Annotated in this window: 18 protein-coding genes; 16 read left to right on the top strand and 2 right to left on the bottom strand. The window is 53.8% G+C overall.

The annotated features are described in order from the left end of the window. The first annotated feature begins 206 nt into the window (after positions 1 to 206). From KHU33_RS23120 to KHU33_RS23110, 3 genes are all read left to right on the top strand, one after another. Entirely contained in the window at positions 207 to 434 is a 228-nt protein-coding gene (locus tag KHU33_RS23120) for a helix-turn-helix transcriptional regulator (RefSeq protein ID WP_211467326.1), read from the top strand. Next, the gene (locus tag KHU33_RS23115) at positions 427 to 795 is read left to right on the top strand and encodes a DUF7673 family protein (RefSeq protein ID WP_211467324.1); all 369 of its coding nucleotides are present in this window, start codon (positions 427 to 429) and stop codon (positions 793 to 795) included. The genes KHU33_RS23120 and KHU33_RS23115 overlap by 8 nt, the downstream gene beginning before the upstream one ends. Positions 796 to 951: 156 nt before the next feature. After that, positions 952 to 2,004 (top strand): site-specific integrase, encoded by a 1,053-nt coding sequence (locus KHU33_RS23110; RefSeq protein ID WP_211467322.1) that lies wholly within the window; start codon positions 952 to 954, stop codon positions 2,002 to 2,004. A 74-nt stretch (positions 2,005 to 2,078) separates the two neighbouring features. Here the strand turns inward: KHU33_RS23110 and KHU33_RS23105 are convergent, their stop codons facing one another. Continuing rightward, entirely contained in the window at positions 2,079 to 2,318 is a 240-nt protein-coding gene (locus KHU33_RS23105; RefSeq protein WP_211467320.1) for an Arc family DNA-binding protein, read from the bottom strand. A gap of 118 nt (positions 2,319 to 2,436) precedes the next feature. Between KHU33_RS23105 and KHU33_RS23100 the strand changes: the two genes are divergently transcribed. From KHU33_RS23100 to KHU33_RS23055, 10 genes are all read left to right on the top strand, one after another. Beyond that, positions 2,437 to 2,604 carry an Arc family DNA-binding protein gene (locus tag KHU33_RS23100; protein ID WP_211467318.1) on the top strand — a complete coding sequence of 56 codons (168 nt, stop codon included), beginning with the start codon at positions 2,437 to 2,439 and terminating at the stop codon, positions 2,602 to 2,604. Between the two features lie 184 nt (positions 2,605 to 2,788). Next, entirely contained in the window at positions 2,789 to 3,112 is a 324-nt protein-coding gene (locus tag KHU33_RS23095) for a hypothetical protein (RefSeq protein ID WP_211467316.1), read from the top strand. A 139-nt stretch (positions 3,113 to 3,251) separates the two neighbouring features. Next, the gene (locus tag KHU33_RS23090) at positions 3,252 to 3,521 is read left to right on the top strand and encodes a hypothetical protein (RefSeq protein ID WP_211467314.1); all 270 of its coding nucleotides are present in this window, start codon (positions 3,252 to 3,254) and stop codon (positions 3,519 to 3,521) included. Between the two features lie 31 nt (positions 3,522 to 3,552). After that, positions 3,553 to 4,770, top strand: coding sequence for an AAA family ATPase (locus KHU33_RS23085; protein WP_211467312.1), 1,218 nt, complete (start codon positions 3,553 to 3,555; stop codon positions 4,768 to 4,770). A gap of 219 nt (positions 4,771 to 4,989) precedes the next feature. Beyond that, positions 4,990 to 5,898, top strand: coding sequence for a hypothetical protein (locus KHU33_RS23080; RefSeq protein ID WP_211467310.1), 909 nt, complete (start codon positions 4,990 to 4,992; stop codon positions 5,896 to 5,898). Positions 5,899 to 6,072: 174 nt separating this feature from the next. Next, positions 6,073 to 6,261 (top strand): helix-turn-helix transcriptional regulator, encoded by a 189-nt coding sequence (locus tag KHU33_RS23075; protein ID WP_211467308.1) that lies wholly within the window; start codon positions 6,073 to 6,075, stop codon positions 6,259 to 6,261. A 65-nt stretch (positions 6,262 to 6,326) separates the two neighbouring features. Then, positions 6,327 to 6,590, top strand: coding sequence for a hypothetical protein (locus KHU33_RS23070; RefSeq protein ID WP_211467305.1), 264 nt, complete (start codon positions 6,327 to 6,329; stop codon positions 6,588 to 6,590). Further along, positions 6,583 to 7,656 (top strand): phage baseplate assembly protein, encoded by a 1,074-nt coding sequence (locus KHU33_RS23065; RefSeq protein ID WP_211467303.1) that lies wholly within the window; start codon positions 6,583 to 6,585, stop codon positions 7,654 to 7,656. Before KHU33_RS23070 ends, KHU33_RS23065 begins: the two co-directional genes overlap by 8 nt. Before the next feature lie 119 nt (positions 7,657 to 7,775). Next, on the top strand, positions 7,776 to 8,969 hold the full coding sequence (locus KHU33_RS23060) for a hypothetical protein (protein ID WP_211467301.1): 1,194 nt from the start codon (positions 7,776 to 7,778) through the stop codon (positions 8,967 to 8,969). Between the two features lie 385 nt (positions 8,970 to 9,354). Then, a complete protein-coding gene (locus tag KHU33_RS23055; protein WP_230414501.1) occupies positions 9,355 to 12,237 on the top strand; it encodes a DUF927 domain-containing protein in 2,883 nt (960 codons plus the stop codon). A 126-nt stretch (positions 12,238 to 12,363) separates the two neighbouring features. On the opposite strand, the gene KHU33_RS23050 is transcribed toward KHU33_RS23055, so the two are convergent. Beyond that, positions 12,364 to 12,855 (bottom strand): hypothetical protein, encoded by a 492-nt coding sequence (locus tag KHU33_RS23050; protein WP_211467299.1) that lies wholly within the window; start codon positions 12,853 to 12,855, stop codon positions 12,364 to 12,366. Positions 12,856 to 13,167: 312 nt separating this feature from the next. Here KHU33_RS23050 and KHU33_RS23045 point away from each other — a divergent pair, with 312 nt between their 5' ends. From KHU33_RS23045 to KHU33_RS23035, 3 genes are all read left to right on the top strand, one after another. Beyond that, positions 13,168 to 13,548, top strand: coding sequence for a hypothetical protein (locus tag KHU33_RS23045; RefSeq protein WP_211467297.1), 381 nt, complete (start codon positions 13,168 to 13,170; stop codon positions 13,546 to 13,548). 598 nt (positions 13,549 to 14,146) lie between these two features. Continuing rightward, on the top strand, positions 14,147 to 14,884 hold the full coding sequence (locus KHU33_RS23040; protein ID WP_211467295.1) for a hypothetical protein: 738 nt from the start codon (positions 14,147 to 14,149) through the stop codon (positions 14,882 to 14,884). Then, positions 14,881 to 15,441, top strand: coding sequence for a type II toxin-antitoxin system VapC family toxin (locus tag KHU33_RS23035; RefSeq protein WP_211467293.1), 561 nt, complete (start codon positions 14,881 to 14,883; stop codon positions 15,439 to 15,441). The genes KHU33_RS23040 and KHU33_RS23035 overlap by 4 nt, the downstream gene beginning before the upstream one ends. Positions 15,442 to 15,948 lie beyond the last annotated feature (507 nt).

The following is a 15,948-nucleotide window of genomic DNA, read 5'->3' as shown; positions in this document are numbered from 1 at the left end:
GACCGTGAAAATCGGACAGTACGTTTGGAAAGGAGCGCGGCCCGGGTGTTTAGACCACCCGGCCTGCGCAGTTCACAGGCAGAGCCCATAAACAGCTACTGGACAGTAGTTGGCTGGATCATACACCATGCGCAAGCGTCGGCAAGTCAGTCTTGCTGCAGCCCGCGTGTGTCGCTCTGCCGAGACTTGGAAAAGGAATCGGCAATATGAGTAGTTCACACAAAATCTTGCGCCTCGGCCGCGTAAGGGAAATTACGGGTATCGGACGCAGCTCGTTGTACAAGGCGATGAAAAATGGAGAATTTCCAGCCTCCGTTTCGCTCGGACCTCGGGCGGTCGGCTGGCTTGAGTCAGACATTCAAGCCTGGCTCGATGGGCGCATCAAGTTGAGCAAGACGCCTTCCCCCATCCTCCGAGGAGGTCGCAATGGATGACCATGAATTGGTTAATCTGTTCGATCGCGAGCTAGCGGTTCAGCCGGAGGGCGAAGCGGCGCTTGTGCGTCTCCTTGATATTGCGCACCGTGATTCCGGTCAGCCGCGCAAGGTCGCCGCCTTTTTGCTCGGCTTGTACAACGGCCGACGCTTCCCGTTCAACTTGACCGAGCTTCGCAATCTTGATCGGGACATTTTCAATGACTGCATCGCGGTCTTGAAAATGGACTATCGCCCCGCGCAAGATGTCCACTGTTATTTCAAGCGCGGTGGTGCGATCTTCGAGCAGCTGGCGAGGGATAAGGACATTCCCGGCGCCGATTGGGGCAATGCCCACGTGCCATCTTCCCGACCAAAATAACGCTGGTCTTACCCATTCTTCGCACCTGTACGCACGACATTGTGCGTACTGCGAAGAATGGGGGGTGTGGCATGCGATCTGACTTACGAAGCGAGGCTGATTGTATGACGCGCCCTATCGAGGCTGCGTAGCGGCCGGGGACAGCAGGAGAGCAGCATGCAGCAGAGCTTCGACATCATTAAAAACGCGCGATCGTTGCTCCTAGCGATTCCGAAAAGCAACGCAAACGACAAAACGAAAGCGGGCTATGTGCGCGCAATGCAGCGGCTATTTGCAGCGGGGCAGACGCCGCAATCGCTGGTCGCGGCCGCCATGGACATGAGGAAGGTGGCGACATGGTTCAGCCGGAAAGCGGCGATCACGCATGCGAGTCGGGATTTGATTGAGCGACTTCTTCATCAGCAGGACCAGTTGCGGCGCTCACTCCGCGGGGTGGCACCTGATGATTCACGATGGACGGAGTGGGGGCAGTCGGTACGCGCGATCGGACATTGGGCGGCGCTGCTGCAGACGGTCCACGAAGCGCCGGCCATTCCCAAGGAGGGACGCAAGAATCGGCACGGCAAGCGCATGGACATGAAGGGTCTGCCGGCCGATTGGCGCGAGAGGATCATCAAGAGGTTACCAAACTATGCCACAGCCGCCTTGGTGGCTGCGGTGACCGGGTGCCGGCCGGATGAATTGGTAACCGGCGTTCACCTGGCGATTGAGGACGCCGAGCTGGTGGTGCTGATCAAAGGCTCAAAAAGCACGGAGAAGTCCGGCCAGCCATGGCGCCGGCTCTATTGGCCGCTCGATAGTGAATCCCCGCTGGTCCAGTCCATCATCGGATTGATAAGCGAAAAACTGGTTAACGACGGGATGACGGTCCAGATCCGCGACGCCAAGGCCTTCAGCGGGGTCGTGCGCGCGGCGGGCCAACGAGAATGGCCGGCACGCTCATCCAGTGTTACACCTTACTGTTTCAGGCACCAGGCGGCGGCGGACATGAAAGCCAGCGGCAGCATGTCGACCGGAGACATATCGGCAGCACTTGGGCATTGTAGCGACGTCACCAAATCAACCTACGGTCTTTGGGGCATGGGATTTACCGGGGGCGTTGCACCGTCGCGCGTGGAGGCTGCGCGGCCGGTGAAAACAAAGGCGCCATCGGTAGCTTCGCGTGAGAAGACCGCGAACATTAAAAAGATGTCAGCAAAACTGCTTTAATCGCGAACTCCCGAATTTCGGGAGCTCAATTTAAAAAATAAAGTTTGCAGCTCTGCAGGCTTTTCCCTTGCCACCTACTTCTTGCTGGCCAATTCACTCACAAGCGCATCAATCTTCTCAGTCAGCACCTCTATTTGCGTTGCCATTGAAAGTAACAACGGCGAATCATTTTTCTTACCAAAGCTTTGCTGAATTCTGATGATCATCTCGGAGTTTATGGATTGGCCGCTTTGCTTTGCCGCATCAAGAATCAGGGCATGCAGTTGCCGTGGAAGTCTGATCGCTGTCTTGAGGTAGTCGTCTTGTTTTGCCATGCCAGATTGTATCTATAGAGCGGAATGAGTGCCACTAAAAAAGTGGTTGCCTTAAATTTGGTGGCACTTTACAATTCAGAACGCCTCTAAATTTAAGGCATTTTAAAAAGGAGTGATTATGGATGTGAAATTGCAATTAAGACTCCCGCGCAATGTCCGGGACTGGCTAAAAAAGGAGGCGAAGCGGCATGACAGATCTATGAACGGCCGCATGGTGGCAATTCTCAAAGAAAAAATGGCCGAGCAATCGGCTGGCAATGAAAAGACATCTGACCAGCAAGGTTAAACGCGTCAACCGGTATAGTTTTTTTACACCAGGAAATATTTGATTTCCGCTATCAATTGGCAGCCAGTAGATCGGCGCCAGAAGATTTTTTATCCGCGCTCTGACGGCATCAGGGAGAGTGGTGGCAAGGGTGCTCGATACACCGTTGCCACCATAACCAGAATCACTAACGGGAGTAGTAAAAATGGCTGCGAATAATAATAGCATCGTGCGAGAAATACATCAAAAATCATCCACAGACGCAAAACCGATGATGGCGGATACGCCTCTGTCAGTTGCCACCCTTATGGTGCGCCTTCAAGGACTTATCTACCAAATCACGGGCGCTGGCTCGACGGTTCGCCAGATCGCCATTCAGCTCGAAGATACTGATGTCGGTGTGGACGCGAATTGTCCCGAGATAATTATTTCCGCTCTCGGCCGGAACATCTACCAACTCGGAGAAGAGGCCTATGAGATTTCGGAGGCGATTAGAAATAGCCTCAACGGATCGGAGAGGGCGGGCTAATGAGTTTATTGCCAAAGTCCAACGATTGGTTTGAGCGTCACCCTGGCATATGCCTGGTGGTGATCGGCGCGCTTACGTTCCTGGTGGCTGCGTTATGAGTTCCCTTGCAGATCTCCAAGAACTCCGCGCAGCGGGCCTAATGCCGGCCGATCGCATTATCTGGATTGGTTTGGGATTTGTCCCGCTCAAGCAGAATGCCATCGGGGTTGGTCTTGATCAAATGCCTACTGCAGCGCAATGCCTCGGCGTAGCCGGCTTGGACGTTATTCTGATCTACAAAGGCCACGTCGCCAAATATGGCGCCATACGGAATCTGTCAAACGCCATCTATCAAGCGAAACCACGCCGGCTGCAACTCATTGATCTGGATTTTCATCGTGTGGCCTTTCTGAAACTGGTGGGGGCATGACCGGGACGCTCGGGACATTAGGGACGCTCATATGATCGATACGATAAATGGGTTTAAGGCAATGCCGGAAGAGCCAGATGCGAAGGCAGCGCGTGACATGATCGAGAAAGCCTTCGTTAGCCACCGGACCGTTAATCTGCGTTGTGGTGCAGACATCAAGCCACAAGCCATCACCTGGTTGTGGTCCGGCTGGCTGCCGGCGGGAAAATTGACTATTCTCGCGGGCACGGCCGGTACTGGCAAGACCACGCTGGCGCTGAGCTTGGCGGCGACTCTGACAGTTGGCGGCCGCTGGCCGGACGGCGCCGCATGCGTGAAGCCTGGCAATGTCCTGATCTGGTCGAGCGAAGACAACCCCGACGATACACTCGCGCCGCGGCTCATTGCTTCCGGCGCCGATATGAGGCGCTGCCACTTCATTGATGGCATTACCGAAAATGGGGAGAAGTTACCATTTGACCCGGCCCAGGACATCCACGAGCTGAATAAGGCCGTATTACTGATCGGCGGGGTTTCCCTGTTGATCGTTGATCCGATTGTCAGTGCCGTGTCTGGAGACATGCATCGGGCGAATGACGTACGCCGCAGCCTCCAGGTGCTAGTTGATTTCGCTGAGGCCCACGGTTGCGCTGTGTTGGGCATCACTCACTTTGCGAAAGGCGGGGCCGGCAAGTCGCCACAGGACCGGGTTATCGGATCGCAGGCCTTCGGTGCCCTCGCTCGCATGGTGCTTGTCGCTGCGAAAGAGGAGAACGGCAGCCGGCGCGTGCTGGCTAGGGCGAAGTCGAACATTGCGCCGGACGATGGCGGCGTCTCCTACAACCTGGAGGTAACCGAGATCACTGGCGGTATTGTCGCAACCCGTGTTTTGTGGGAGGGCGCGATCGAGGGGACAGCGCGCGAGATCCTTGGTGACGTCGAGCATGGCGATAGCGAGGGCGGAAACGAGCGTCAGGACGCCGAACAGTTCCTTACTGATCTGCTAGCCGACGGGCCGCTACCGACCAAACAAATTAAGGCGGATGCGCACGGCGCCGGATATGCATGGCGGACCATTGAGCGCGCAAAACGGGATCTAGGGATCGAGGCAAACAAGCCAGGAATGAAAGAAGGATGGCAATGGATTTTGCCGAAGACCGCCAAAAATACCGAACACCGCCACACAAATAACGTGGCGGTGTTCCCGAAAATTGGCGGTGTTCGTGGCGGACTTCATGTCGTACCGGAAAATGAAATGCCGCCAAGCTGACCACAGCCGAAATCAGCGATGTAGCTAGACTGACATTAAACCCGTCGTTTGTAGCATCTAGGGTGAAAGAATATCGCGGATAATCGTCTACAAATCGGGCGGCCCAGAAGACATGGCCGCAGCAGTACCAGTTTAGTCATGCCTAGGCCGGCCAGCCGAAATCGCGGGAACCCTTACCGCGTTGGCATGACTTCCTCTATAGGGGCGTCGAAGGGACGCATGATGGAATACTACGATAACGCATCTGGAGATTGGATTACGTTGGATGATGCAGCTCAAATTTGCGCGAAGGAGCTCGGAGGGCAGAAGGCCGTCAACGATATTTTGAAAGCGGGATACATCCAATATGAAGGCGCCAAATATCCACTAAAAATTTACGCTGTCGCTCAACAATATGGGACAGTCCAAGCGGAAAACCATGATTTCCTAAAGAATATTTTCCCTGGGCATAAATTCCCTGAACTGACACCTGAACAGAAATCTGCGGCGCTCCAGCCATTGGCCGCCGGCGAAATCTTTCAGGTTAGCGAAGAGTGCGCAAAACAATTGGTTTTACTTGGAGAAATAAAAACGGAATCAGTGTCGCCGGCGGCTGTGAGAATAGTGACATCAGACCATACCATTGACACCTGGGAGCACATACCAGCGACCGAAGAATTTGTCGAATTTTGGGCGGCAACAATTGGATGTGCCGTGACGCCGAACATGACCATTGGTCTCGGTGACGTGCGGGTAGATCGCCAGGAGCTACTGCAATATATAAATTGGATTACCGAAGAGCGGACGAAAAACGGAACGGAACTTGGTACTTCAATGCTAATCACGAATAGTGGATCCGAAAAGACGGGCAAAGCATCAATTAAATTTGTCTCTGCGCTTATCGGTCTTATTGCCGAAATAGCGAAGCGCGCCGAAAAGGAAGGGAAAGAATTTGATCCAAAATTCATGCCAGGCATAAGAAAAGATCTGTGGGAATTAGCAATAAAATTCGATGCTGACCTTGATGTAGGAACGGAAAATACATTCAATGAATACATCAAAGGATTTTGTGCATTTAAAAAAGGCTCGCGGTCAGGTGATTTTTATCGTTCTCTTTTTTCGGAATATTTCAATCCGGCCGTTAAATAGCCGGCATAACTAGGGAAGGGAGTGCACGGGGCACTACCGTCTATACTCAACTCCCTAATTTAATCCCTAGTTTCCCTAATTTCATTCGTATCCATCTTCATTTGTAATGAGCACCATACGCAACGGACTTTATCTAGTCCAACGCGGTTCGATTGGTTCGGATAGGTGCAAATTATGTTTGATTCTCTCCCTCAAACCGGCTTCATTCGCTTGCCGGTTGTTCTCAGATTTTTCCCAGTCAGTAAATCAACTTGGTGGGCCGGCGTTAAGTCCGGGAAATTCCCGCAAGGGCATAAGCTTTCTGAGCGGGTAACCGCCTGGAAGGCGGAAGACATCCAAGCTCTCATCAAACAAAGCACCTAGTTTAACGAGGTGATGATGATGCGAGTTCTTATTTTGCACATCGGATCAATGCTGGAGGCCGATGCATGACCGATCACAAAAAGATGCGGCAATGCGTCGTATGCGGTCATCGCTTTAGCCACTGGCATATCCGAGCGCCAAAAATTTGCAAGCCATGCGGCGAAATTGCTTTTGAAATTGCCCGCGTGGCCGGTACGGAATTTGTGACCGCCAAAGCCATTTTGTGCGCTCGCAATCGGCAGTTATTGCCACAACCAATCCTTGCGGCATCTACCGCATCCCGCCGAAAGGAAATCCAGACCACTATGATAAAGGAATGCAATGCTTGATGAACTTAAGCTAATTATTGGCGACAGGGAGATGTCCGGCTGGACAGATCTCCGAGTAACGAGGGGCATAGAGCGATGCCCGAGCGACTTTGAATTGGGGTTGACGGAATTGTATCCGGGTGACGCGAGTGCCTTCGTCATCGAGGCCGGCGATACCTGTCAAGTGCTGATCGGTAAAGACCTCGTGATCACCGGCTACGTGGATCGTTTTATTCCGAGCTTCTCGGAAGGACAGCACTCGATCCGCGTAGTAGGTAGGAGCAAATGTGCCGACTTGGTAGATTGCTCGGCGCAATGGCCCGGCGGTCAGATCAGCGGTTCATCGGTGTTGGGCGTTGCGCAAAAGCTCGCGCATCCATATGGCATTACCGTCAGTGCGACTGCAGATGTCGGGCTACCTATTCCGCAATTTAACCTGAATTTGGGCGAGCCACCGTTCGATATCATTGAGCGCATGTGCCGTTATTCGGCATTGCTGGCTTACGACGATACCGACGGCAATCTCGTTTTATCGCGGGTAGGGACAAAGCAAGCCGCTAGCGGCTTCACACAAGGCGAAAATGTCCAGTCCGCCTCGATCGCCTATTCGATGGATCAGCGGTTTTTCGAGTACGAGGCATTTATCCAATCGATGGATGTACTCAGTGATCTGGGAGATCTCGGGAATTTGGTCGCCTCGGCGATCGACGACAACGTGCGCCGCTGTCGTAACAGAATCATTATCGCGGAGTCTGGTGATAGCGATTTTACCGTAGCAAAAAAACGGGTGGAATGGGAGGCTGTCCGACGTTTTGGGCGATCCAATCAATTGCACCTCACTACCGATAGCTGGCGTGATAAGGACGGTCAATTGTGGGCTCCGAACACGCTTGTTCGAGTATCGCTGCCGAGATTGAAGCTCCAGGACGCGAACTGGATCATCAGCGAAGTCACGTATTCGCGTAACGAAGAAAGTGGCACGACGGCCGACCTGGTGATCATGCCTCCAGAAGCCTTCTACCCGCAGCCAACTGTTTTTCAACCGGCGCCAGCGGACGTACCGGCCAATCCGGGTGCAGGCCGATGAGCGCAGGGCAAGCACTTGCCGAGTATGGCTTTTCTTCTTACCCGCCGATGGAGTCCGATAGTGCGGCAACAGGTAAAAAAACGTCCCAGTGAAATTTAATCAAACTTATAGAAAAAATCATGACTAATATCGCCCCAAAAAACCAAGTAAATTCGGACCAACTGACATCAGGAAACCTCTCTCTCATTTCTGCTTTTGCAAAAAAAGCAGCCGAATGCCAATCGGACATCGACTTCCTCAATAGCGAAATTACCCGCTGTGAAGAGGTGATCTCGGCCGCTGGCAGTCAACATGTCCATATTGATGCATTGAAGAACAAGCGATCAATAGAGGCCGCCAACGCATTCATCGACAGGCGTCAACCTGATATCAGCAGCATTGATCTTGAAATTTCAAAAGCTGAGAAGGCTAGCGCCAAGGCTCGAGAAGATGGCCGTGACGCCAGCGTAGCACTTCCTATCATTCGGGATCGAATTGCTCTAGCCGTCGCGCAGATCAAAACGACCAATGAACAGTTGGAAGCGGCAGTTGTCACCGAGATCATGGCCCGCCATGATAGTGCTCAGGAGCAGTATTTTTCCGCCATCGAGTCGATGCGTACTGCTGTTGAAACGATGGTTGCCAGCGAAAAGACTTGGCGTCATGTCTTGCAGCCATCCCATAACGAAAAATTCCCTGGCCGGGGAATCGCGGTACTGTCCGACATTCGCTCAACAGGTTTGCGGGTGCGCTGGCAACACTCGCTCTTAAAGGAGGAGGAAATATCTTCACAATATCTCCCTGGATTTGAAAGCAGCTATTTTCTGCCGTGGTGGGCCGACGAGAGAAATGTCACGTTCTCGCAAGCGGAGATGGTCAAAAATATCGAGGGCCTTCGAGCGGCAGGTTGTCCATGCGCGTCGTATGAAGTACCCAAACTTATGGCGGCTGGAAAGAAAGATGTTATTGAAGTAATCCATGGAATGATATCCATCCCTACTTTCAAAATTAACGCCGCCACCGGATTAATGGAATTGGTCGACGATAACTGGGTCGCTCGCGGAGAGACGGTCGCCTTACCTGCATCGGAGGCCGCCAACCTTGTAATCAGAGGCATGGCCAAGTACGTTGATGGGCGATCCAAAGAAGATGCATATCGATTCCTGCATCCGACAGACCCGCTGCCAGCAAATATTCAAGATTATCGGGCCAATCCCCGGCCCTTGCGAGAAGGCCCTCAACCCAAAGTGAGTTACGAGGGACATGCGGATGGCGAGCGCCCCGCCTCTGCCGGCCAATGGACACCTGGCTTGGTAGGAATCAATAGCTGGTAAAGCATGGTGCCTCCATTGAGAGATGAACCCGTGCGATCTAGGCGGGTTCTTATTCAAACCAAATCAAGAACATATCCATGGGCGATGACTTAACGGTGCAGAACGTTTACTGGTTATACACAAGATTGCCCATCTTCAGGCTGAAATGCCGCTATCCCACCCGCATCAAATATGAAAAAAGCAGCCGATTTTCTCGCTACGGCGTTGACCGACGGTCATGCATGATGAGCACAATCCAAACTCTTCCATCGGACTCGCTGGTCGCTTACGGCAATGCCAGTGTACGTTTCGAATCACGCTCTGAATCGCGGCGAGGCGGCAAGTTCAAGCCGTCCGTCTCCCGCTTGCCTTCCCGCGTGATTGACACTGCGAAGGGCGCAACCTTATGACCGCACAAAATAACTCGCCGGTAACGATGGATGCGGCCCGTGCCGCGTTGGCACTCATTCCTGCTGATGATCGTGATCTGTGGTTACGCATCGGCATGGCGCTTAAATCCGAGTTTGATGAAAGCGGCTTTGAGTTGTTTGACACTTGGAGCGAAAATTCTGCGAGCTACAGTGCCAAGGATGTTAAGGCGGTCTGGAAGAGTTTCAAGACAGGTGCTGTGACGATTGCGACGTTGATTGCAGAGGCTAAGAAATACGGGTTCAATCCAAAGCAATACGTGCCAGCTGTGCCATTGTCTGCGGCTGACAAGGTGCGTATTCAGCGAGAGCGCACCGAGCGCGATAGCGCAGCGGCGGCTGAGTTGGAAAGCAAGCAAGCGGCGGCAGCGGACGAAGCAGTGCAGGCGTGGGCGGCGGCCGCAGATTCGGGCGCATCGGCCTACCTGGTTCGTAAGGCGGTTGATGGTTATGGAGTGCGGTATGCGGGCAATGTGCTGCTGGTGCCGTTGCGTGACGCTGCTGGCAAGCTTTGGAGCGTGCAGGAGATATTTTCCAATGGAAGCAAGAAGTTCTCGACCGGTGGGCGGGTATCGGGCTGCTTTCATATTATTGGTGATGTCGCCGCCTCTGGCTGGTTGCTGATTGCTGAAGGCTACGCAACAGCGGCAACGTTGCACCAAGCAACGGGGTACGCGGTGGTAGTGGCCTTCAATGAGGGCAATATCCGGCATGTGGCCGCTGCCATGCGCAAAATGCACCCGGAAGCCAAATTTTTGATCTGCGCTGACGACGACCGCGAGACCGATGCCAAAACCGGCAAGAATCCAGGCGTCGCCGCGGCGGTCAATGCGGCCAAGGCTGAGCGTGGCCACTGGTGCAAGCCAGTTGATCTGCCGGATGGTGGCTCCGACTTTAATGATTTGTCTGTTGCCAGCGGCGTGAACGTGGTACGGATGCAAATCACCGCTGTGATCGAGGCCGCGAATGCAGTGGAACCGCCGGCTGCGGATTTGAAGCCAGCTAGTCAACCGGCCGGTAAGAACCAAACCAAGAGAAAGTCGCCAGTGAAGGATAAAGCAGCTCGCGGCGACAAGGATGCGAAGCCATTTTTTAATGTGGATGAACGGGGCGTCTGGTTTCACGGCTTCAGCCAGCAGGGCGAGGCACTGCCTGGACAATGGATCTGCTCGCCCTTGCATGTAAAAGCAAAATCGAGAGATACCGTGAATGGCGAATGGGGTTATCTGCTTGAATTTCTCGATCCGGACGGCAAGCCAAAGCGGTGGGCGATGCCCTCCAGCATGTTGGCCGGAGATGGCACGACATACCGATCAACACTTCTAGCGATGGGGTTGCAGATCGGCGTGGGTATCGTAGCGAAGAATCAGCTTACGGTGTATATCCAGACAGAGAAAACTGATCTGCGTGTGCGCTGCACGGATCGGATCGGCTGGCATGATGACGTGTATGTGCTGCCCGACAGCACTATCGGCGAAGGCGAAGAAAAGGTGATGTTTCAGTCTTCCGGCGGCGTGGTGTCGCAATTCAAGCAGCGTGGCACCCTGGAGCAATGGAAAAATGAAGTTGCTGCGCTGTGTCAGGGCAATCCGCGGATGGCGTTTTGTGTCAGTGCCGCCTTTGCCGCGCCGCTGCTGTATCACTCGGGCATTCCATCTGGCGGGTTCCATATCTGGGGCGATAGCTCGAGCGGTAAGTCGACCGCATTTAAGGTGGCCGGCTCAGTCTACGGCGGCAAGGATTATGCACGCAACTGGCGCCAGACAGACAACTCGTTGGAGATGGTGGCGGCGCAGCATTCTGATGCATTGCTATTACTGGACGAGATCGCCCAGGTCGACCCAAAGGTCGTTGGCGAAACGGTGTACATGCTTGCCAATGAAACCGGCAAGGGCCGTGCGACGCAGACGGCAACAGCACGCAAGGTGCATACATGGCGGGTGCTGTTCCTGTCGGATGGTGAAGTCAGCCTGGCTAATCACATGTCGGAGGCCGGCAAAGGGACGCGTGGCGGGCACGATGTCCGGATGGCGCATATCACAGCTGATGCCGGCAAGGGTTATGGCGTATATGACACGCTGCACGACTTTGCCAGCGGTGCGGCATTGTCCGATCATCTGGTGAGCATGTCGCAGCAGTATTACGGTGTGGCGGGAATGGCGTTCATCGAATGGGCGGTGTCACACGCGGCCAAGCTAGGTGAGGCGCTGCGATCGCGTGTCAATACGTTGGCGCGTGATATGTGTCCGGCTGACTCACACGGCCAAGTCTTTCGGGTTGCTGCACGGTTTGCCCTGGTTGGTGTGGCTGGCGAACTGGCAACGGGTGCAGGTATTACGGGATGGGAAAAAGGGCAAGCGGTGGCGGCGGCCCGTGTCTGCTTTGCGGCGTGGCTCGATGGGCGCGGCGGTGCTGGCAATGTGGAGCACACCTCTATCATCCGACAGGTCAGTGGCTTCTTCCAGGAACATGGCGAGTCACGATTTGTTTGGTGGCATAGAGCTACCGATGATCATAAGCCCAATACGATCAAACGGGCTGGGTTCAAGCGCCTGTTGACGGGAAGCGGCTCACCCATCAGTTCCAACGCGGACCATCACAAAGCTTACGGCGATACGATGCATCCGGCGGATGCTGAATGCAGTGAACAGGAATACTTTGTATTGCCTGGAGTATTCAGGGATGAGATATGCAAAGGCTTCAACCCGAAAACAGTTACGCGCCTGCTAATCGAACGCGGCTTTCTAATGACAGAGGGGGAAGGCGATAAAGCGAGCGCAACCCGCAAAGAGCGCCTGCCCGGCTTAGGGGCTGTTCGATGCTATCGATTCAAGCCGGGAATTGTCGGAGCTGAAGCGTGAGCAGGTGCGCCGCCGGAGCTGGGCGGGGGCGGCATGAAATGGTTTCGCGCTGCATTTTGCCGTATTAATTGCAAAATTACCAATGAAATACGGTATTTGTCCCGGCTGTCCCGGGGGCTTTTTAGCTTACCGGGACAGTTTCCCGGGACAGGGGAACCCAATACCAGTAAGGCTCTCCGGACGATTTGACATGCTGTCCCGGCGTCCCGGCAAAAAAAGTGGTGGTTTGAATGCTGGGTTACGCGTTAACCAGCGATCTTCGTGTGCGATTTCGAGGGCGCGCATGCAGTTCTTGCTGGCCTCGGCATCGTCGGTGAGGATGCTGATTTCCGCCTGGCTGGCGTTGTCATCAGTCCTGAGCAACCGGCTGTATTCGGGGGTTTTATTGATGATATGGGTTGAGTATTGTCGGATCAGCCTATCGGAGCGCCCGATGGCGACTGCGCCGCTAGCTGGCCGCAAGGGACAGCGGCGGCAATCGCACTGACCATCGAAGTTGTTGATCCGCTTCACCGATGCGCGGCCAATCAAGCAGCACCTCGGCTGTCGGGCGTGTGCGCAGCGGTTCATCAATGCCGGCTTCAATGCCGAGTTCAGTGCGGCGCTCGCGACCGCCATGGCATCCGCGAGACGATGAAGGTCAACGGCGCATCGAACCCGAGGGCGAACGGGTCCCTCCTGGGCATTTCTGAACCACGGGCATTGCGCGCCGCGTTTCTTCTCTAGCTGAAGGTTGCCTACGCTTCCTTCCTTTTTAATCACAGGGCAATACGGCATGGCCAAGCTAGTCAACAAGCGGGACCTGTCCAAAATTGTCGGCGTTTCCGAGCGATCTTTCACCGAGTGGCAAAAGGATCCGACGTTCCCTTTCGAGGTGAACGGCGGCCGCGGTTCCGAAAATGGTATGACACCGCCAAGGTCATCAAGTGGATGATCGATCTCGAAATCCTGCGGCGCGCCTGCGAATCGCCGCGCGACCGGCTGGACCGTCTCAAGGCCGACGTGATGGAGGTCGATCTCGCCGAGCGACTCGGACAGCTGGCGCCGGCCACGCTGTTTGAGCGCGCCTGGGCCGATCATGTTGTCGCGGCAAAAACTGAACTGATGTCGCTACCGCTGCGCCTGGTCGGTGAGATCCACGCGCTACACAGCGTCACGAACGAATCGAAATGCAATCATGCGGGGACACTCGATACACCCGGGACATTCGAGACATTCGAGACGCTCGGGACATTCGGCATGCCGGTATGCAAATGGTGGCCGTCCCATCGTTTCCAAGTCTTCTCAGCCCACCTTCCGCACACGGACTAACACGCCTCAGTATCGGCAATGGTAGTGTCCGTCGCGAGTTGGCGCCGGCCCCGCTGCTGGAGATGATACCTGGCCAGCAGCGACCAAAAAATCAGCGCCATCCTTGGCACAATCCCCGCGACCGTCAAACATCGCTCGAAGAACCCGACCGCTGAAGATATCGAATTACTGGTCGCTGAGGTCGTCAGAGTGGGAAACATAGCGACGAATTGCCAGACAGGTAAAAATTCACCGGGACACCGGGACAGACTAAAAAACCGCGATAAGTCTATGAAAGCAAAGACTTTATTTGTCCCAGTAAATATATAGATATACTGGGACAATGCCGGGACAACACCGGGACACAAAAAAATGCCCTCCATTCTATGCGGGTCTCCAAGGAAAAAACGGCTGAAGGCCGCATGGGGCCGTCATATGAGTCGGATTAACGCCCCACTTTTGTGGAAATCTGGCGCGAGAGGTTTTCTCCTCGCGCCCTCCCGCCCGTTCAATCAGGCGGATGCAGTGATTGCAGTGATGCGTCGACGGGGAAAGTCAAAGCGTTGTCGTAAGGGCGGACGATGAAAAGTCTATAATTGAGCAAACGAGGTGCAATATTATGGATACACAGGAAATACTTACCTTTCGAATCGACGTTTTTACGCCGGAAACGTTGCCAATGGCACGTCTGGCCGCCTATCTGGCCGAACTCGCCACCCTTTACGGTAGCGAAGACCAGGTACATTTCTCCAAGCTGAAGAAAGGAAGCGCGATTCTTCAGGTGGTGGTGGAAGAACCCGCCTACCCAAAAGTTTTCCGGAGGCTTCAGAGCGTCAATAACGGAGATGCTATCCCCGATGTAAAGAAGGCTTACAAAGCTCTCGATGAGCTGCTCCGTAGCGACAACGCAGTAGGATCAATCAGTCGTGTCAGTGGAGGAAAAGTTCTTGAGTTTCCCGGTAGAAAAGCTCAGATCCCGGAAACATATACGATTTCGCAGCCAACAACAGTCGATGGTGTAGTCATCAAGATCGGCGGCAAGGATGAAACTATTCCTGTGACCCTGAAAGATCAAGAAGGCAAGGTCATTAACTGCCAGATTCGTGGCGCGGCGAACGCAAAAGCCTTATCCAAACATTATTTGGAAGATCCTATTCGTGTGCATGGCACAGGGAAGTGGGTTCGCTGTGGAGACGGTACTTGGGAACTCGAAAGCTTACACATTCAAACGTGGGAGGATCTTGATACCGCACCAATAGATGAAGTATTGGCCAGCTTGAAAGCGGTGCAAGGAAACGGCTGGAAAACAATGGATAACCCCCTACAAGAGTGGCGAAAGATGCGAGGCCTTGGATGATAATATTCGACGCAAACGTCCTTATTACCCTAGCAACTGCAGAAGAAACAGATGGGACGTATGAGCGTCTTGTTGGTCTGATCGGGGACTTGGCTGCGGCCAAGGAAATCATCGGCATACCGGCGCCCGCGTGGGCGGAGTTCTTATGCGGAACGGACATAGCAACGTCAGGCATTATCAGCACTTTAAAAAAGCGGAGTGCCGTCCGTATCCTGCCATTTGATGAAGTCGCGGCGTTCGAGACAGCACTCATTCATCGTGGAGCCATTGCTTCGGGTAAAAAGAAAGGCGCCACCAAAGCTCCTTGGCAGCAAGTAAAAGTCGATAGGCAAATTCTCGCTATTGCAAGACAGCATCGTGTTACGGCCATTTATACAGATGACGATGACATGATTGCCGAGGCAGCAAGACTTGGGGTAACGACCATACGGCCTGACGAGATCCCACTTAAGCCAGGACAAAACAAGCTTAATTTTGACTCGCCTATCGAAGAGGTTACGTCCCCGAAAAATCCGGATGCTCCTCAAACGGCCGCCCCACCAGGCACAGAATTTTAAGCGCTCCCGTGCACCAGAGCACAGCCCATTCCTCGCAGTGGGATTTTTTACGCCCTGTGGATAACTCGACGCACTTTTTGTTTTAAGTACACAGGTAAGTACACAAATTTCCAATCGGTATTGAAAATCCAATACAGTAAAGGCTTTCAAGCCTCTCGCTACCTTCTGTATCGTAGGCTAACACCCAGGACCGTCCAGCAAGTCCAGCAACGTATAACGCGGTTTATCACGACAGGATTTAAGTCCGAAACGACTCGCTGCAGTGCAGATGGTGGAATTGGCCTGAAATTGTTCAAGCACGATTCCGCCAAGCCGCTGGCGGATCAAAGGATGACTAGGAGAAACGACATACCATATTGCCGTATCGGCTTTAGGAAAATTGACCTTACCCCTCCAGAGTATCCCAATGTAAAGTTAGTGACTGTGCTGATGGAGAGCTAGTCATGAAGAAATCGAGATTTACGGAAGAGCAGATTATTGGGATCTTGAAGGAAGCGGATGCCGGGA

The organism is Collimonas silvisoli, from assembly GCF_018305005.1.
Classification (GTDB): domain Bacteria; phylum Pseudomonadota; class Gammaproteobacteria; order Burkholderiales; family Burkholderiaceae_D; genus Collimonas; species Collimonas silvisoli.
Note: the sequence above shows the minus strand (reverse complement) of the source record. Positions and strands in the feature narration are given on the sequence as shown.

Coding starts and splice junctions, on each gene's coding strand:
- KHU33_RS23100 (WP_211467318.1), top strand. CDS start 2,437: ATGGATGTGAAATTGCAATTAAGACTCCCGCGCAATGTCCGGGACTGG.
- KHU33_RS23075 (WP_211467308.1), top strand. CDS start 6,073: ATGTTTGATTCTCTCCCTCAAACCGGCTTCATTCGCTTGCCGGTTGTT.
- KHU33_RS23090 (WP_211467314.1), top strand. CDS start 3,252: ATGCCGGCCGATCGCATTATCTGGATTGGTTTGGGATTTGTCCCGCTC.
- KHU33_RS23055 (WP_230414501.1), top strand. CDS start 9,355: ATGACCGCACAAAATAACTCGCCGGTAACGATGGATGCGGCCCGTGCC.
- KHU33_RS23070 (WP_211467305.1), top strand. CDS start 6,327: ATGACCGATCACAAAAAGATGCGGCAATGCGTCGTATGCGGTCATCGC.
- KHU33_RS23080 (WP_211467310.1), top strand. CDS start 4,990: ATGATGGAATACTACGATAACGCATCTGGAGATTGGATTACGTTGGAT.
- KHU33_RS23085 (WP_211467312.1), top strand. CDS start 3,553: ATGATCGATACGATAAATGGGTTTAAGGCAATGCCGGAAGAGCCAGAT.
- KHU33_RS23045 (WP_211467297.1), top strand. CDS start 13,168: ATGATCGATCTCGAAATCCTGCGGCGCGCCTGCGAATCGCCGCGCGAC.
- KHU33_RS23065 (WP_211467303.1), top strand. CDS start 6,583: ATGCTTGATGAACTTAAGCTAATTATTGGCGACAGGGAGATGTCCGGC.
- KHU33_RS23105 (WP_211467320.1), bottom strand. CDS start 2,318: ATGGCAAAACAAGACGACTACCTCAAGACAGCGATCAGACTTCCACGG.
- KHU33_RS23050 (WP_211467299.1), bottom strand. CDS start 12,855: ATGGCGGTCGCGAGCGCCGCACTGAACTCGGCATTGAAGCCGGCATTG.
- KHU33_RS23035 (WP_211467293.1), top strand. CDS start 14,881: ATGATAATATTCGACGCAAACGTCCTTATTACCCTAGCAACTGCAGAA.
- KHU33_RS23060 (WP_211467301.1), top strand. CDS start 7,776: ATGACTAATATCGCCCCAAAAAACCAAGTAAATTCGGACCAACTGACA.
- KHU33_RS23115 (WP_211467324.1), top strand. CDS start 427: ATGGATGACCATGAATTGGTTAATCTGTTCGATCGCGAGCTAGCGGTT.
- KHU33_RS23110 (WP_211467322.1), top strand. CDS start 952: ATGCAGCAGAGCTTCGACATCATTAAAAACGCGCGATCGTTGCTCCTA.
- KHU33_RS23120 (WP_211467326.1), top strand. CDS start 207: ATGAGTAGTTCACACAAAATCTTGCGCCTCGGCCGCGTAAGGGAAATT.
- KHU33_RS23040 (WP_211467295.1), top strand. CDS start 14,147: ATGGATACACAGGAAATACTTACCTTTCGAATCGACGTTTTTACGCCG.
- KHU33_RS23095 (WP_211467316.1), top strand. CDS start 2,789: ATGGCTGCGAATAATAATAGCATCGTGCGAGAAATACATCAAAAATCA.